General features: G+C 48.5%; 17 protein-coding genes, 1 tRNA gene and 1 riboswitch. Of the genes, 4 read left to right on the top strand and 14 right to left on the bottom strand.

Annotated elements, in window-relative coordinates; all coding sequences use genetic code 11:
• Nucleotides 1-37 precede the first annotated feature (37 nt).
• The 8 genes from AC1S5B_RS09840 to AC1S5B_RS09805 are packed head-to-tail and all read right to left on the bottom strand — an operon-like array spanning nt 38 to nt 5,627.
• On the bottom strand, nt 38-886 hold the full coding sequence (locus AC1S5B_RS09840) for an energy-coupling factor ABC transporter ATP-binding protein (RefSeq protein ID WP_482035498.1): 849 nt from the start codon (nt 884-886) through the stop codon (nt 38-40).
• Between the two features lie 17 nt (nt 887-903).
• Nucleotides 904-1,716, bottom strand: a complete 813-nt coding sequence (cbiQ, locus tag AC1S5B_RS09835) for a cobalt ECF transporter T component CbiQ (protein ID WP_482035497.1) — start codon at nt 1,714-1,716, stop codon at nt 904-906.
• Nucleotides 1,717-1,747: 31 nt separating this feature from the next.
• A complete protein-coding gene (locus tag AC1S5B_RS09830; RefSeq protein WP_482035496.1) occupies nt 1,748-2,608 on the bottom strand; it encodes an SAM-dependent methyltransferase in 861 nt (286 codons plus the stop codon).
• Nucleotides 2,609-2,621: 13 nt separating this feature from the next.
• Nucleotides 2,622-3,095 (bottom strand): hypothetical protein, encoded by a 474-nt coding sequence (locus tag AC1S5B_RS09825; RefSeq protein WP_482035495.1) that lies wholly within the window; start codon nt 3,093-3,095, stop codon nt 2,622-2,624.
• Nucleotides 3,079-3,516, bottom strand: coding sequence for a DUF1636 family protein (locus tag AC1S5B_RS09820; protein ID WP_482035494.1), 438 nt, complete (start codon nt 3,514-3,516; stop codon nt 3,079-3,081). Before AC1S5B_RS09820 ends, AC1S5B_RS09825 begins: the two co-directional genes overlap by 17 nt.
• Complete coding sequence (gene cobW, locus AC1S5B_RS09815) at nt 3,513-4,571, bottom strand: cobalamin biosynthesis protein CobW (protein ID WP_482035493.1); 1,059 nt, start codon at nt 4,569-4,571, stop codon at nt 3,513-3,515. The genes AC1S5B_RS09820 and cobW overlap by 4 nt, the downstream gene beginning before the upstream one ends.
• 35 nt (nt 4,572-4,606) lie before the next feature.
• Nucleotides 4,607-4,903, bottom strand: coding sequence for an energy-coupling factor ABC transporter substrate-binding protein (locus AC1S5B_RS09810; RefSeq protein WP_482035492.1), 297 nt, complete (start codon nt 4,901-4,903; stop codon nt 4,607-4,609).
• Complete coding sequence (locus AC1S5B_RS09805) at nt 4,896-5,627, bottom strand: energy-coupling factor ABC transporter permease (RefSeq protein ID WP_482035491.1); 732 nt, start codon at nt 5,625-5,627, stop codon at nt 4,896-4,898. Before AC1S5B_RS09805 ends, AC1S5B_RS09810 begins: the two co-directional genes overlap by 8 nt.
• A gap of 63 nt (nt 5,628-5,690) precedes the next feature.
• Nucleotides 5,691-5,897: riboswitch (cobalamin riboswitch) on the bottom strand.
• A gap of 128 nt (nt 5,898-6,025) precedes the next feature.
• Here AC1S5B_RS09805 and leuB point away from each other — a divergent pair.
• Nucleotides 6,026-7,117, top strand: coding sequence for a 3-isopropylmalate dehydrogenase (gene leuB, locus AC1S5B_RS09800; RefSeq protein WP_482035490.1), 1,092 nt, complete (start codon nt 6,026-6,028; stop codon nt 7,115-7,117).
• 255 nt (nt 7,118-7,372) lie between these two features.
• Here the strand turns inward: leuB and AC1S5B_RS09795 are convergent, their stop codons facing one another.
• Both AC1S5B_RS09795 and AC1S5B_RS09790 read right to left on the bottom strand, forming a co-directional pair.
• Nucleotides 7,373-8,878: a sterol desaturase family protein gene (locus tag AC1S5B_RS09795; RefSeq protein ID WP_482035489.1), complete on the bottom strand. Its 1,506-nt coding sequence runs from the start codon at nt 8,876-8,878 to the stop codon at nt 7,373-7,375.
• Nucleotides 8,879-8,887: 9 nt separating this feature from the next.
• The gene (locus AC1S5B_RS09790; RefSeq protein WP_482035488.1) at nt 8,888-9,337 is read right to left on the bottom strand and encodes a MarR family winged helix-turn-helix transcriptional regulator; all 450 of its coding nucleotides are present in this window, start codon (nt 9,335-9,337) and stop codon (nt 8,888-8,890) included.
• A 1,063-nt stretch (nt 9,338-10,400) separates the two neighbouring features.
• Between AC1S5B_RS09790 and AC1S5B_RS09785 the strand changes: the two genes are divergently transcribed.
• Entirely contained in the window at nt 10,401-11,162 is a 762-nt protein-coding gene (locus AC1S5B_RS09785; protein WP_482035487.1) for a hypothetical protein, read from the top strand.
• Between the two features lie 14 nt (nt 11,163-11,176).
• On the opposite strand, the gene AC1S5B_RS09780 is transcribed toward AC1S5B_RS09785, so the two are convergent.
• From AC1S5B_RS09780 to AC1S5B_RS09765, 4 genes are all read right to left on the bottom strand, one after another.
• Complete coding sequence (locus AC1S5B_RS09780; protein WP_482035486.1) at nt 11,177-12,505, bottom strand: ABC transporter substrate-binding protein; 1,329 nt, start codon at nt 12,503-12,505, stop codon at nt 11,177-11,179.
• Nucleotides 12,506-12,681: 176 nt separating this feature from the next.
• Nucleotides 12,682-12,773: transfer RNA gene (locus AC1S5B_RS09775), tRNA-Ser, on the bottom strand.
• 287 nt (nt 12,774-13,060) lie between these two features.
• Nucleotides 13,061-14,152, bottom strand: coding sequence for a phospho-N-acetylmuramoyl-pentapeptide-transferase (gene mraY / locus AC1S5B_RS09770; protein ID WP_482035485.1), 1,092 nt, complete (start codon nt 14,150-14,152; stop codon nt 13,061-13,063).
• Nucleotides 14,153-14,276: 124 nt separating this feature from the next.
• Nucleotides 14,277-14,516, bottom strand: coding sequence for a DUF3134 domain-containing protein (locus tag AC1S5B_RS09765; protein WP_482035484.1), 240 nt, complete (start codon nt 14,514-14,516; stop codon nt 14,277-14,279).
• Between the two features lie 209 nt (nt 14,517-14,725).
• On the opposite strand from AC1S5B_RS09765, the gene AC1S5B_RS09760 reads away from it, so the two are divergent.
• Both AC1S5B_RS09760 and AC1S5B_RS09755 read left to right on the top strand, forming a co-directional pair.
• Nucleotides 14,726-15,304 (top strand): PAP/fibrillin family protein, encoded by a 579-nt coding sequence (locus AC1S5B_RS09760; RefSeq protein WP_482035483.1) that lies wholly within the window; start codon nt 14,726-14,728, stop codon nt 15,302-15,304.
• Nucleotides 15,301-16,146: a PD-(D/E)XK nuclease family protein gene (locus AC1S5B_RS09755; protein ID WP_482035482.1), complete on the top strand. Its 846-nt coding sequence runs from the start codon at nt 15,301-15,303 to the stop codon at nt 16,144-16,146. Before AC1S5B_RS09760 ends, AC1S5B_RS09755 begins: the two co-directional genes overlap by 4 nt.
• Nucleotides 16,147-16,157: the final 11 nt, after the last annotated feature.

Genomic DNA, 16,157 nt, shown 5'->3' with positions numbered 1-16,157 from the left:
GCTATTTCTGTCTAGGATGTGACCTTCGATGAAGCCTTTACCTTAGCCGACGCGCTTGAAGAACTTGTTGCTGCCAATCGGTGAAGGTTTGAGAACTGATTTCCTGATTTTCTGTCGCGATCGCCTTGAGTTGCTCCAACAGTTCAATCGTGAGCGGAACTCCAAGCTGTAAATGTTCTAAGGTTTCTCGTTGGGCAAAAACAGTATCCGGGGTTCCTTCCAAAACCAGATGCCCTTGATCCATCACAAATACCCAATCTGCCCACCGATAGACAAAATCGAGATCATGGCTGGCGAGAAGAATCGTGGTACCTGCAGCATGAATTTGCTGGAGTTGAGCAAGCAGGTCACGGGTATGGCGGGGGTCGAGGTAGGCGGTGGGTTCGTCCAGCAGCAGCAACTTAGGATTCAGCACCATGACATCGGCAATGGAGAGACGTTTTTTTTGTCCCAAACTCAGGTGATGAATCGGCTCATGAGCCAAATCGGTCAGATCGAAATCGGCGATCGCCTGCTGCACTCGTTGATTAATTTCGGCGGCGGGTCGCTCTAGATTGTGTAGCCCATAGGAAATATCCTCTTCCACAGTGGAAGCGACCACTTGATGATCTGGATTTTGAAACACTAGCCCCAGGTGTTGCCGGAGTTGGGCAAGAAAGGGGCGATCGTATCGTACTGGTTGCCCTTGCCAGTAAACCTTGCCGCTCTGGGGCTGATATAATCCTGCTGCCATTAAAAAGAAAGTGGTTTTGCCACAGCCGTTTTGTCCAATCAGCGCACAGCGTTTTTGTTGAGGCACTTTCAAGTTCAGTGTTTCCAATGCCGATCGCGGACTGCAAGGATACCGGAACGAAACATTTTCAAATTCAAGCATCCACTCAGACATCGACATACCCACGCAATTCAACTTCCCGACCGACCGAAATTTACCAGGCTGAGGGCGACTAAAACCGAACCGCCAAACAACGCTTCTAAGGTGTAACGTCGCGATGGTTGATAAGACCGAGAATGAGACACGCGCAGATCGACCGTAAAGCCACGCGCCGCCAGACTGAGGGAGACTTGGCGATAATTTTCGAGAGTGCGTTGCAGCAACTGCCCAATCAAAATGCCCAAGCTTTGCATTCCTCGCTTCCAAGTGCGGTAACCACTCCGGGCATTTTGGGCAATCCAGAGTTCATCGGCGATCGCCAGCACACTAAAGATAAAGCGATACATCAGCATCAGCAGTTCCGTCAGCAGTGGAGGACAGCGCAATTGTCGCAAAATTTGCAAGATTTCGGTAAATGGAATCGTCAGCAAAATGAAATATAGACAGCTTGTGGATGCCAAGGCTCGCGCCAGCAGCAAGCTGACCTGATGTAGCCCAGTTTGACTGATATACAGATAAAAGCTCCCCACAGGAATCCCCCACCCTCGCCAAACATCCCATTGCAGGGCTTGCTGATGATTTAGCCTGATTCCGTTAAGCACAAAGGCAGGCAAACTGGTCAGCCAAAACCCTAGGGGCAAAGATAGCAGGCGCAGATAGAGCATTCCTGGAATGCCTGCGTAGCCCACTATCCATAGGGCTATCCACACACTGATTAGCACCTGCACCAAGAGGGGAGCAATCAGGGAGCCAATCAATAGGGCGATCGCAAACCCAAACTTATGCATCGGCGGCAACCCGCGCAGACGATTCGTATAGGCAAGACTATCGATGATATGGCTCATAGATATAGCTCATAGATATAGCTCATAGGAGTCAACCATCTTTTGCCGATAACTGCCACAGTTGCATCTGATAGCACAAATGTCGATTAAAAATTTCGCCTGCTTGTAACCCTTCCTCCACGGGTTTTTCCAGCCAGCGTTTATATGCCCACTGCAACAATTTATAAACGGGCGGAACCGCAATTTGCACCACATCGGCAATATATTTCACCGTACTAATTCCAAATCGGCGAAAGGCATCGATGCCAATCTCAATCGTGGGGGCAGCTTGGGTAGAAATATCTTCCATTTTTACTAAAGTGAACCCATTCTGAAGCAGGGCTTGGTGCAAATCTTCTACCACATGGCAATTGGAGAAAATGCCTTCGGTGTAAGTCGCATCGGAGCGGAGCATGTCGGCAAGCAGCAAATAGCCACCCGGCTTCAGCCCCCGCGCTGCTCCTTGAGCAATGTCTTGAGCGCTCATATATTGGCTACTTTCGCTCATCAACACGAGATCAAACGGGTGGGTGGTTTTAAAGTCTTCAAATCGGGTCAGGTGAAACAGTGCCCTGCCGGATGTGGCAGCCAGAAATCGCTCTTGTTGAAAAGTATCGGGGGCGAGTCCTTCGACGGTGAAGCCGCGATCGAGCAGATAGGTGGCGTTTCCTCCAGTTCCACAGCCCACATCGAGGATTGAGTGAGTGCCTTCGGGAATCAACGCCATCAATTTTTGAGTGTAGGCGGCTTGGGCAAGGCAGAGTTTGGCAATGGTCAGGTCTTCAGGGGATTCTGGCGGAGTTTCCCAATAGCCATAGTGCAGATAGGGGGAATCGGTGAGGCTGAGATAGTAGTTCAGCGCGGCGTTTTGGTAGCGGGTTGGTTTAGAAATACGAATAGCAGGTTGTGGCATTACGACAATGAACTCATGGTTCCTGAGATGACATTAAACAGGGTTGAAATTCTTCCCAGCGATCGCACACTTGCTGGTGGCAGTCTTGGGGGGCGATCGCCAAATTATGTAAAAGGCTTGCCTCCATGCGACCGTTTGCAATTAACAGAATCATAACGTCTCGGTTTGGATCGTAATCATTTGCCTGTTTTTGCAAAGCAGGGATCTCGGTTAGCTCGCAGGCGGGAAGCGTTCCGGTCATGCTTGCCAACGATAAAACAGCGCATAGCTGAGCGGCAGGAATAAACTGAGCCGTAAATGGACTGAGAGTCAGCGGGGTGGTGTTGGTGGCGATTGCTGCTTCATCCACAGTACACACCACAAAGCCGCGCCCAAACTGGAGAAAGCCGCTCCAAGCAAGATAGCCAATCATCAGCAGGTTGGTGTGAATATAGCCCGTTTGCCAATAGCCAAAGTTGCCTTGCCATACGCTATCTTTTAGCCGCATAGGATTCCTCCGGTAACTCTTGGGAAGTGGTCAGCGGCAAAGGCGGAATCCGTGCCAGCACTCGCGTTTTCAAAAGCTCTGGGCGATCGCCATAGGCAAGGGCACCATCGGCTTTTGCCTGATATTGACTGGCGCAATCCAGGACGGCGGATGCAGTGGATTCAATCCGGGCGGCATCCGTGGGCAAGTTACCAAACAGGTAGGTACGTTTGCCGGGAGAGACGAGGGCGATCGCGCAGTCTTGCTCACACACGCCCATACATTTCACGGGCTGAATTGAGATTGAGTGTAGTGACGAAGTTTGGTGGAGGGTTTGCAGTTGGGCAAGCAGGCGATCGCCGTCACTGGGATCATTTTTGCGATCGCTGTGCTGATTTTTGCCACAGGTTGTGCAAACAAAAATTGCGTGGGGATGGTTCATGATGCAATCGGGGACAAAGGTTGAATAGCTGCAAGAATTTGCGCGGGATCGAGCGCCTGACCAATGACGATCAGTCGAGTCTCACGGATTTCATCGGGTTGCCAAGGACGGTCATAAAAAGTTTCAATGCGATCGCCCACCCCCTGCAACACCATCCGCATCGGCTTGTTAACCACATTGACAAAGCCTTTAATCCGATAGATTTCCTGGTCGGCAATTAACTGCTTCAGAGTTTGCAGTAAGGCTTGTGGCTCTACTGCTGCGGTAAAAATCACGGGCACTGAGGTAATCGTGTCGTCATGCTCATGCTCTTCTTCCGTATCGTGATGGCTAGGACGGGCATCCAGGTTGTCTTCCACGGCGGCGTTAAACCCCAGCAAGATGTCGGCGCTAATCTGCCCATCTTGACAAGCAATGATTTTCACGCCAGTTCGCAATTCTTGCTGAACGCGGTTTCTCACCTGGGTCTGGGTTTGCAGATCGACGCGATCGCTCTTAGTCAGCAGCACCAAATCGGCGCAGGCAAGCTGATCTTCAAACAGTTCTTCTAAGGGAGTTTCGTGATCTAGATTAGGGTCGGCTAGGCGCTGCTCGTTTAATGCCCCCAGATCGGCGGCGAGGGTGCCCGTTGCCACGGCTTCGCAATCCACGACCGTGATCACTGCATCCACCGTTGCGCCTGTGCGAATTTCTTGCCAGCGAAACGCTTGGATCAATGGCTTGGGCAAGGCTAACCCAGAGGTTTCAATCAAAATACAGTCGATGCGATCGCGCCGCTTCAACAGTTCTTGCATCGTCGGCAAAAACTCTTCTTGCACGGTGCAGCACAGGCAACCGTTGTTCAGTTCCACAATATTGGTCGCACTGGGTTCGCCATCTTCATCACACACTTGGCACGATCGCAGCAAGTCGCCATCAATGCCGATTTCGCCAAACTCATTCACCAATACGGCGATGCGGCGACCTTGATTGTTTTGCAATTGCTGACGGATTAGCGTCGTTTTGCCACTACCGAGAAATCCGGTAATGACGGTTACTGGAATTTTTGCAGCCATAAGACTCTCTATAAATTAAATGTGCAGTGCTGTAGCTAAGGATCAGTTTTTTTACGAGCTTGCGATCGCCCTTTGTATAAGCCCAAAACATAGCCCGCGATTCCGGCACCAATTCCTGCCTGGGCTGCAAATAAAAACGTTTGAATTTCAGGACCCGAATCTTTAATCAAAGGGTTAAACCAGGGTTTGTAGTCTGGATGAATCTCCTGAATTGCGGCGGTATTATTGCCATCGGTTGCGCCAAACTCTTTTCCTTGCAGCACAAAAAGAGGTCCTAGCGCCAAAATGACTACCCCCAACAGCAGCAGCCAGCTACTCGACAATTTATTCATGAGTGATGGCTCCTGTTTCAAAGATGTTGAGAGCTTGCAATTCCTGTTGCCCATATTTTTGCAGCCAGCCCCAAACCAGCACTGTCAGTAAGCCTTCACTGATGGCTAAGGGGAGTTGGGTGATGGCAAAGATGCCAACAAACTTAGCGAATGAGGCAAGAAAACCGCCCTGAACAGCCGGAAATGCCAAGGCTAATTGCACAGCGGTGGTTAAATAGGTGAGCAAATTTCCTAGCATTGCAGCGAGAAAAACGGCTAGTTTTTGCTTGCCAGTTCTAATCACCAGATTGTAAACAACGAAGGCAACTAGCGGTCCGACGATCGCCATCGAAAAAACGTTTGCGCCCAAGGTCGTCACGCCACCATGAGCCAGCAGAATAGCCTGAAAAATTAGCACTAGCGTCCCTAACACGGTCATGATCAGCGGACCGAATAGGATGGCACCTAAGCCCGTGCCTGTGGGATGGGAACAACTGCCCGTGACCGATGGAATTTTGAGCGCCGACAAGACAAAGGTGAATGCGCCTGCCAACGCCAGCAGCAGCTTCAGTTCAGGGTATTCCTTGGTAATACGGGTCAGCGATCGCAGCCCTACCACAAAAAACGGCAGCGACACCGCCCACCAAAACAGCGCCCACTGCACGGGCAGAAACCCCTCCGCAATATGCATGGCAGCGGCAGGAGTTGCCGAGCCGAGTAATAAATAACAAGTCAAGCCAGCCATGCTTCCCAGGCTGACCCATTTTCGATGATATGCCTTCACTCTGTACCTCGCAGATGAGACGGTGTGTAGTGTGACTATCGGCAGGCGTTCTGACTTAAGGAGTTTTGAGTTTTGAGTTCTTAGTTTTGAGTTGGATTGCCTGACTCAAAATTCAAGACTTAAAATTCATTCCTTCTTTTACAGTTGCGGGACAGTGGCAGATTTACACTGCGCTTTCCCTGTTTCCTCCAACGGCTGTTTCCCGTTGAAACCGATCAGTCAACGTTTAGCTTACTGGATTAGCAGCATTTCGGAGATCTTCGTCAAGAAAGTTTTTATCTAAAGTTGAGGCGGCTGGTTTGGGATGCCGTCTTGACTTATGATGGATAGCCTGTGAAATATTTCCATCCAAACGCCCTATGACTCAGCCCTACCGCATTACCCTACTTCCTGGTGACGGCATTGGTCCCGAAATTATGGCAGTTGCCGTGGAGGTGATGCAGGTGGTGGGAACCCAGCTAGACCTGAGCTTTGAGTTTGAGGAAGCGCTGTTGGGTGGGGCGGCTATAGAGGCGACGGGTGAACCCCTGCCGATTGCCACGGTAGAAACTTGTAAAACCAGTGATGCGGTGTTGCTGGCGGCGATCGGTGCCCCCAAATACGACACATTGCCGCGACATCTGCGTCCTGAAACTGGATTGCTCGGCATTCGATCAGCGCTGGGGTTGTTTGCCAACCTGCGCCCTGCCAAAATTTTGCCCCAGTTGATCGATGCTTCCAGCCTCAAGCGAGAAGTGGTGGAAGGCGTAGACATTATGGTGGTGCGGGAGTTGACGGGTGGCATTTACTTTGGACAACCCAAGGGCGTGTTTACTACGGAATCGGGTGAAAAGCGTGGCGTAAACACCATGGCATATGCGGAGTCGGAAATTGACCGGATTGGGCGCGTGGCGTTTGAGGCAGCCCGGAAGCGCAACAAGCGGCTTTGTTCTGTGGATAAGGCGAATGTGCTGGAAGTGTCGCAACTCTGGCGCGATCGCATCACTGCCCTATCTGCCGACTATCCCGATGTAGAACTGTCTCATATGTATGTAGACAACGCCGCCATGCAACTCGTCCGCAATCCACGTCAGTTCGACACCATCGTTACAGGCAACCTCTTTGGCGATATTCTGTCCGATGAAGCCGCCATGCTCACGGGCAGCATCGGCATGTTACCGTCTGCCAGTTTGGGGGCTGCAAATCCAGGTTTGTTTGAACCGGTGCATGGCTCTGCCCCTGATATTGCCGGACAAGATAAGGCAAATCCTTTGGCGCAAGTCTTGAGTGCGGCGATGATGTTGCGCTATGGGCTAGATCAACCTGCCGCAGCCGATCTCATTGAGCAAGCCGTAATGAAGGTGCTGGATCAGGGCTATCGTACGGGCGATATCATATCGGAAGGGATGACCCTGCTGGGCTGCAAGGCAATGGGGGCAGCCTTAGTTAGAGCATTAGCAGACTTGCCGTAAGGGTTGCATTCTGCCATTTGTAGGTCGGTTTTTCATGGCGGCGTTATCCAGAAACTTTCGGGCGATCGCCCCTATAAATAAGATATTCAGAAAATTTTGGGCTAACGTATAACGTAATTTGATGTACAACTAAAGTCAGCTATTTAAGAGCCAACCATGAGAATGGTATTTAATAGTGGTCTTCGATCGCCGCCACATCAAAACCGCCTTTAGAATTAGTAGGCAATAGAAATCAAATAAGGCTTGCTGAAAGGATTAGTTAAGAAAACTCACATATCCATTAGCGAAGTCTTCTTCGTGTAAACGTTTTGTACTAACTCTTAAATCTTTCAAATAGGTTTTAATTGTTCTTTTGAACCCCGCAGGACCACAAATATATATTTCTGGATTTATCTGGCTTTGGAGAGACTGAACAAGAATGTCTCTATCCAAGCGTTTTTGACCACTGATAAAGTCTAAAGCTGAAAAATTATCATATCTGTTGCTAAGATCCTCAATTTCCTGGAAGAAGATCGACCCCTCTGTGCTTTTATTAGCATAAAGTAGGACTACCCTACTATCTTTTTCCTTTGCCAGAATCGACCTAACCATTGAATAAATCGGTGTAATACCACTACCCCCAGCAATCATTAAATAATTTTTAGCTTTGTCAGGATTGAGGCATACATTAAATTGCCCCCAGGGATACAAAGCCTGAATTTCATCACCAACTTTGGCTTCATTCCTCAGGTAAGTAGTCACCACACTATGCTGCTTTACCGTAATCCGTAAAAAATTATCTACTACAGGAGAACTGCTGAGGGAAAAAATGCGCTCATATACCTTACCTCCAACTTTGATACGGAGGTTAATATGTTGCCCTGGCAAGTAGTTATAGAAGTTTTTGTCTTCAGGCTCGAAATAAATTGAAGTGGCTTCGTGAGTCTCAGGTACAACTTTGGAGATCTTGATTGTTCTATATATTGAATTGTCAACGATTCTTACCGGATTTCTACGGTTCTTTACTTGGCTTACAGTCCGGTCATAATCATCAAACTCTGTACCGAAAACAAGATCCCAGAATCTTAGAGACAGCCCATAATTGCCGTTGTACTTCGTATGGTGCTGATTGTGGTGTGTACTGTTAACCAAATATTTAAGGGGTGTTCTATCAAAAAACTTTGGATAAAATTCATACCCAAGATGGGATTTGATATTATTTAGCAACCCTACAACCTGATTGATTCCAATGGCTACAACGCTGACCGGAAACAGGAAAATCGCAATATAAATCCAGCCTGAAAGAATTAAAGGTTCCAGGAAGTGAAACGACAGCGTGGTGTAAGGAGTGACATCTAAGCTTTGATGATGAACCGCATGAATATACCTGTAAAGTGCTGGCTGGTGAAGCCCTCTATGGGCAAAATAAAACCAAGCATCGCCGATGAGCCACAGTATCACCACATTAAAAATTAGATATTCAAGCCCGTACTGGCTAGGATCAGTATAGATTTTGGTGTAACCCATTTGCTGCAATATAAGCACAATGGGAGTTGTGAACAAACCTGCCAATACTACAATTACGCTGTTTTTGATTTCTTGCCGAATTTGCACTGAGCCAGCGCGTTTAACGGGTTGAATGCGGAAACGCTTAAACTTAGGCGCAAAGATTTTCCAGACAAGGAAGTAAACAATCGTTATCACCAGCATTTGAGATACAAACGACTGGAAAAAGCTCTGAATAATAGATTCAAGAAATTGATGAATTTGCTGTGAGTTCATGTTAGTTATTTATGAGTGATTTCGGTTGATTTCTTGAAGCGTAGTAATCAGTTTTTCGGTATGATTTACACCGAAAAAAATCTCATTGGCTTTTCCGAGCACCATAGCCGTATCTTTTGCGATAGCTATGCCTGCCTCGGTTATCTCAACTTTTTTAGCCCGTGGGTCGGAAGCCGTTTGGCGCGTTATCCACTTCTTCTTCTCTAGGCTTTTCAATATCTTGGAGGAATTCATCATTGACCCTCCCGTCACCCGAGCAACATCAACTTGAGTGACCTCACTTAGTCTTGCGGATAATTGCAAGATCGAGATGAGATGAAAACACTCTCCCTGGCTGGTATTGAACTCCTTGAGCTGTTGATTGACGTACTTTTCCCATTTGTTTGACAACTGCCAAATCAGAAACCCAGCAAAATCCTCCGGGTTGGGCGCGTTTACGAATAGTTGATCGATATCCATGATCGTCTCCTCGTTTAATATAAACTAGTTTACTTTAATTGGTCAAGACTTGCTCTCGAACGTTGTTGTTTGCGCTGAGATAGGGTCTAAAACTGCGATGAAGCGGCGAGTAGGGCTTTTGTACTTCATCTCTAGCTTTCTTGTCGCCGCTTATCTTTGTCGTTAGGTGTCATTCATACATCATGGAAAAAATGCGAACCGTTGATTGGATGTGCATCGACATCGAAAAGATCTCCGAAACCAGTGCATCGGTAGAATATGCGTTTGTTTCTGGTATCTATGAGCTAGACCCAAGATTCCGAAGCCGTTCGACCCGTATTGGTCAAAATCGAGGCATCTTGCGCGTCGCTAAGTAATCAGGAGATGTCACCTTTGTTGAGGCGATGCATGGCGACGATGAAAATCAGCGGTTTGCTAGAGCGGCAACTAAAATCCGTAAGCATTGGGAAGCGAAAGAATTTCCGGAGCGTACAATTTTTGCTTGCGGCTGAAATGCACAATGATGCCTAACAAGGCTTGCACCCGACCGCCATAATGCATAAGCAAGTAGTTGCCATCAGATAGCGGCGGGTGAACTTTTTCCGTTAAAACAAATAGTCAATCCCAATCAGTCAAGGGCAAGTGTACTAAACCCGTTTAAAACTCAGAGGGGTATAAATCGGTGGCATATTCATAAAAGCAAGTGCCTATCCAAACTGACGGGTAGACTTTGACGATCTGCTTGATCTCGGCTTAATGGGAGTGGCGATCGCTACTTCTCCCGACAGAGGTGAAGTTTACTCGGTTCAACTAATATTCTGGAATCGGCTAATAAAGTGTCTTGGTGAAACTAAATTTGCTCTTGAATAAACGGTAGCTTTTCGAGAGATTGATTTACTAATCAATTTAACGCAAGGATAAATACCCGTTTGTCCAGTTACTACGGTTGCCATATGTAGTGTAGCAACCGCTGTCAGAAAGCCGATTTAGACTGTTGTAGGCTTGCTTCAGCAGGACTGTCCTAAGCTGTTAGACCAACATTATATCCGTAACTCTAACCGTCTTACATTGAGGAGTTCATACCGTGAGATTTTGCTTAGCTCAACATATTCTTATACTTGCTGCCTCAACGGCATTTTGCTTGCAAACATCCGGACAGGTTGCATCCGCTAGCGACCCTGCTAATCCATCGCCTGCTGAAATCGGTGAAATATCTCAATTAGCGCTCGATGCCGCCCCGTCAAGTTCATCAGTTGCACCGCAGGCAGAAACTCCGCTTGAGTTCAATGATTTTAATACTAATGATCTATCAATTCCCATTCCAGGAACGACTTCAACTTCTGCTACAACCCTCGCCCCTCAATCACCTTTGGAGGTTACTCAGGCACCTATATTGACTCAGACACCCCCTGCAACAGAACAGGCGGCAGTGGCTCCCAGAAAGCTGAGTTTAAATGGACGCAGCTATGTGGGAGCAGGAGTCAATATCGGAGTGACAGGCGATACGGCGATCGGGAATACGAGCTTTGCTGCTTTTAGTAAAGTTGCCCTGACCGATTTTGCCTCTGTTCGCCCAGGGATATTTGTGACAGATGCAGTCACGTTTCTGGTGCCGATCACCTACGATTTTCCGCTTGTGTCCGCCGGGGCGATTCAATTTAATCCCTATGTTGGGGCTGGAATTTCCATTTCAACCCGGAATGAGGCAGTTGATTTTATCGTGACAGGTGGACTAGATTTTCCAATCACCGATCGCCTGACTGCAACCGCCGCTGCTAACTTCGCACCCGCCGGTGGTCTGGATGTCGGTATATTGTTTGGAATTGCCTACACTTTTGGTCGCTAGGCTAGTTCAACACATTACTGAGGCTTCACTTTGCCGACGGTTTTGAGTTTGCCGTCATCTGCCACCTGCCACACGTCATATACGCCAATGACATCGCCGTTTTCATCTACATCCACGTTGCCGCTTGCCCCTTGATAATTAATATCTTTGCCTTCTTTGAGTAACTTCAAGGCTTCGCAGACATCAGACACTTCTACACCGGGTGCATTGGCAACTTCCCGCAGCTTACTTTTAATACCTTCTCCTGTATTTGCTTGGGCAGCTTGGGCAGAAAGCGCCAGCAGTGCTGCTGCATCCCAGGCTTGGGCAGCATATTCCACAGGAGGTCTATTGAATTTTGCTTGCCACAGTTTGACAAACTGATCTAAGGCTTTGCCATCCGCACCGGGCACAGTACCCAAGGCTCCCGCCAAAATAAATTTGCCGTCGCTGGTTTTGCCGACTTGCTCCGGAAACTGGTCGGATTTGGAGCCGTCTGTCAGCAAAATCTGTACGCCTTTGCTTAAGCCTTGCTCGTAAGCGGTTTTGAGCAGCAGAGCACCAGTTTCAGCGTAGGCGATCGCGGCGACTGCTTGCGGTTTACCGCCAAAGGCTGCTTGCACTTCTGTTTCAAAGGTGGTGGCTTTGGGATCGTAGCGGGTGGGCTTGGCTTCGTTGGTGATCGTGCCGCCTAACTTTTTGAATGCCACCACAAATTCCTTCTCAAAGCCCACGCCATAATCATTGTTAATCACTACCGTGGCAACTTTTTTAACTCCCTTATCAAACGCCAATTTTGCTAATGCTTGGGCTTGGTAGGTGTCGGGTGGTGCCGTGCGCGCCCAAAACCCTTGAAAGTCACCCTTTTTAGCGCGATCTGTAAACACAGGGCTGGTGCTGCCCGGAGAGATCAGCATCACCTTGTTGCGAACTGCGATCGGTACGGCGGCAGAAGATACCCCACTGGCAAAGGAACCCACGACTCCAGCCACCTTATCGACTTCCGCTAGTTTAGTCATGCCATCTGCGCCAGCGGTAGGATCAGTTTGATCATCGGTGTTGGGCACAAGGGCGATCGCGGCTCCATTCACACCGCCACATTGATTAACGGTATCAACCAGCAAAGGGACTGCTGCCAACATCGGTTGCCCTACAGAGGATAAATCGCCCGTGGCAGGCAAGAGAGAGCCAATTTTCAAGGCTGCGGCTGCGGTTGAGGGAGTAGTGGTTGAGCCAGTTTGAGATCCGGACGGAGGGGTTTGCTCTTGGCAAGCAGCCGTGATCATGCCAGTCGCCAAGGTGACCGTTGCCAGAGTGATGGCTTTCCGAAGGTTGAAGCGATGTGTTGATGCCAATTTACTCATTGCAATACCAAACTCCTCAGGGTTCCGTGTCCATTCAGAATATCGAGAAATGAACGATTTTTTTCTAAAAGTTATTAAGGAAAACGAAAATAGATTGAGCGTTGTTGAATTTGGGAAAGTATTAGAAAGGGCAACCCCAAAAGATTGCCCCTCATCCATCTAGTGTGGCTTGTCAACGGAGAGAGAGGGATTCGAACCCTCGGTACGGTCTTACGATTCGTACAACAGATTAGCAATCTGCCGCTTTCGACCACTCAGCCATCTCTCCAACTACTTGAAAAACAATATTAGCAGATTTTGATCTCAATTTTGAGAGGTCATAGATGCTTTATGTCAAAAAGGAGCGGGGTTCGTGAAATGTTAGCGCAGTTTTCCACAGCCTCCATAGGGGAATCGTCCCTGCTCCTCGCCATCAATCAAGACTCCTGCCCCAAGGGGACGGGGTATAGAAGCATATTTGCTCCCGAATGCCAGGTTCGGATTGCAAGCCCCAAAGCCTAGCCACAGAGGGGCAAGGAGTATGTCCCTTGCTTGATTTGATTTTCTAGCAAACCGTCAAAAAATTGCCAATGTTAGACAAGCTAATAATCCACCCACTAGATAAAAGATGCCAACAATGTGGGTTTCAGCCCACCCTGAAAGCTCTAAGTGGTTGTGGTAAGGCGACATTTTAAATAAGCGTTTGCCAATCCCATCTGATCCTTTTGTTGCCTTAAAGTAGCTCACCTGAGCAATCACTGACAGGGTTTCTACGAGAAACAAGCCACCTAAAATGAATAGTGCCAACAGATTGCCGCTGAGAACTGCCACGGCTGCTAAAGCGCCACCCAATGCTAAGGAGCCTGTGTCGCCCATAAACACACGGGCAGGATTGCGGTTGTGGGCTAAAAATCCTAAACAAGCGCCACTGAGACAAGCGCAAAATATCATCAAGTCGGGAGTATCAGAAACCAGTGCGCCTAAAGCCAAGAGTGCGATCGCCACCGTTCCTGCTGCCAGACCATCCAGTCCATCGGTCAAGTTGGTCGCATTGCTTTCAGCAACCAGGGCAAACCAACCCAGCGGCACCATTAGCAAGCCTAAAGGCAAGAAATTACCAAATGGTAAGGTCAGATTGGCAATACTTGCGGGTTGCGTCAGGGATGCCCACACACAAAACGCCCCACCAAAGCCTATTTGCATAGCCAGCTTCAGACGGGGAGAAATGCCCTTGTTAGATTGATGTCGAATGATTTGCCAATCATCCAGCCAGCCGATAAATGCGTAAGAAAACGTCAGCGTCACCACTGCCACCACAGCAGGTGAAAACTCTGACCACACAAGCGCGGCCAAAAGCGCCACTGGAATAAAGAAAATGCCACCCATGGTTGGGGTGCCAGCTTTTTTCAGGTGAGATTGGGGTCCATCTTCGCGGATGCTTTGTCCAGCTTTGATTGCCTGAAGCATCGGCACGGCAGAAAATCCTAGGGCGGCGGTTGCTAGGGCACAGATCCACAAAGGCAGGGTCAAAGACTGAATTTGCCAGGGCGATCGCCCTGCCGCCCAATCCAAATACAATGCTGCTGCACTCAGGCTGACTGTTAACCCTCCCAATAGTAGCGTTCCAGATAATCGAAAAAGCGGTCTATAGACTACTTTGGCATCCACAAGCGTTCACTCCACACCACACACCATGCACCAATCGACAAAACTAAAAGCCGCAAAAGTTCGCTACCTTTAAGGGTAAAAACTCACCATCACTTTCAAAAAGTCTTGAATTCTCATTCAAGCGTTAATCTTCCAATTCCAGTTCTTCATCGTCATCATCATCAAAATCATTCGTATTGTCGTCGCCTGCCATTAGCGCGTTAATTTCCTCTTCATTGTCGCCATAATCAAAGTCGGTACTCTCACGAGCTAAGAGGCGACCGCTTGCTTCCAGCCAGCCCAGAATGGAAGAAGATTGTCGTTGAGGTAAAACCGGTGCCCGTTGGCTACGAGGTTCTTGATGTAAAGAAGGATTATAGATCATACACTCATTTAATCTAGAAAAGGACTATCAGTATACTGAAGATTGCAAGGACGCTGAATCTAGCAAGCCAATGCGCTATTTCACTTGAGGAAGACACCCAATGCGAAAAAGACACCAAGAGTGTATCACTCTTCAATGAAATTGCAAGATTTTGTCCCATCTATCAGTATTCCACAAGGTTATTGTTCTCATTACGGGAATTTTATAAAATGCTGGGTAAATCTGAACTTTTAAACGCGATCGCGGGCACTAATCGAGGCTTATCGGCAACGGAAACCAAAAAGCAAGCAATTTTGGCAAATATTGCTCAACTGGAAGACCGCAACCCCACCCCCCGCCCCGTGGAAGCCGCCGCCCTTTTAGACGGCGATTGGCTGTTACTTTACACCACCAGTCGCGGAATTTTGGGCATCAACCAATTTCCGCTGATTAATCTGGGGCGGGTCTATCAATCCATTCGAGTGAAAGAAGCAAAGCTCTATAACATTGCCGAAGTGGGGGGAGTGCCGTTAGCGGAGGGCATTGTCAGCGTATCGGCACGATTTGAACCCGTTTCTGAGCGGCGGGTGGATGTAAAATTTGAGCGATCGATAGTGGGATTGCAGCGCTTGATTGGGTATCAGTCGCCCAGCGCCTTTATTCAACAGATAGAAGCGGGTCAAAAGTTTACCGCGATCGATTTCACCATCAATCGCGACCAAAGCGGCTGGCTAGATATCACCTACTTAGATGAAAATTTGCGAATTGGACGGGGCAATGAAGGTAGTGTATTTGTGCTAACGAAATGATGCCTTTAGCGCTGCCTCCACCTGTGTCGTCGCCCATTCGGTTATCTCAGGGACATCTGAATCTGCTGGCTGCCTGTCCGCGCAAATTTCAGTACATGTTTCTCGACCAACTCAGTTCTCCCAACTCGACCGAGCAGCAAGAACGCCAAACCCAAGGCGCGCAGTTTCATTTGTTATTACAGCAGTGGCAACTTGGCTTGCCGATCGCGCCATTGACCCAAGCCGATCCTCAGCTTAATCAATGGTTTGCTGCTTTTGAAGCCGCCTCTCCTGAGATTTTGACACTTTCTGATAGCGATGCACCCATTCAGCAAGCAGAACACGAGCGCACTTTAGAATTTCAGGGATATCTGCTGACAATGCGCTATGACCTACTGTTATCGAGCGATCGCCATGCCAAAATTTTGGATTGGAAAACCTACCCTCGTCCACAAACTGCCCGTCATCTGGCAGCCAATTGGCAAACCCGCTTGTATCTCTACGGTCTAGCGGAAACCAGTGTCTATGAGCCTGAGCAGTTGTCCATGGTGTATTGGTTTTTTCAAGCAACTCAGGATGCGGCTACGCCCCAAAGTCTGAGTTTTTCCTACGATCGCGCTAAACACGATCGCACTCACCAAGACTTAACTGAGCTTTTGCAGCAGTTGACCGATTGGCTGAACCACTACAGTGCTGGCGAAAACCTGCCTCAGTTAGGAGTTGCCAACCGAGAGTGCGATCGCTGCAACTTTTTGTCACGCTGTTTTGGCAACGATTTCGCCCAGTCTAATCAATCACGCTCTGAGCCATCCGACCCACTGACCCTCCCTGAAATTGCAACGATTCAAGAAATTCCTCTTTAAGCCTGAACGAC

The organism is Leptolyngbya sp. CALU 1928 (assembly GCF_056784215.1).
This window is presented reverse-complemented; position numbering and strand designations above follow the sequence as displayed.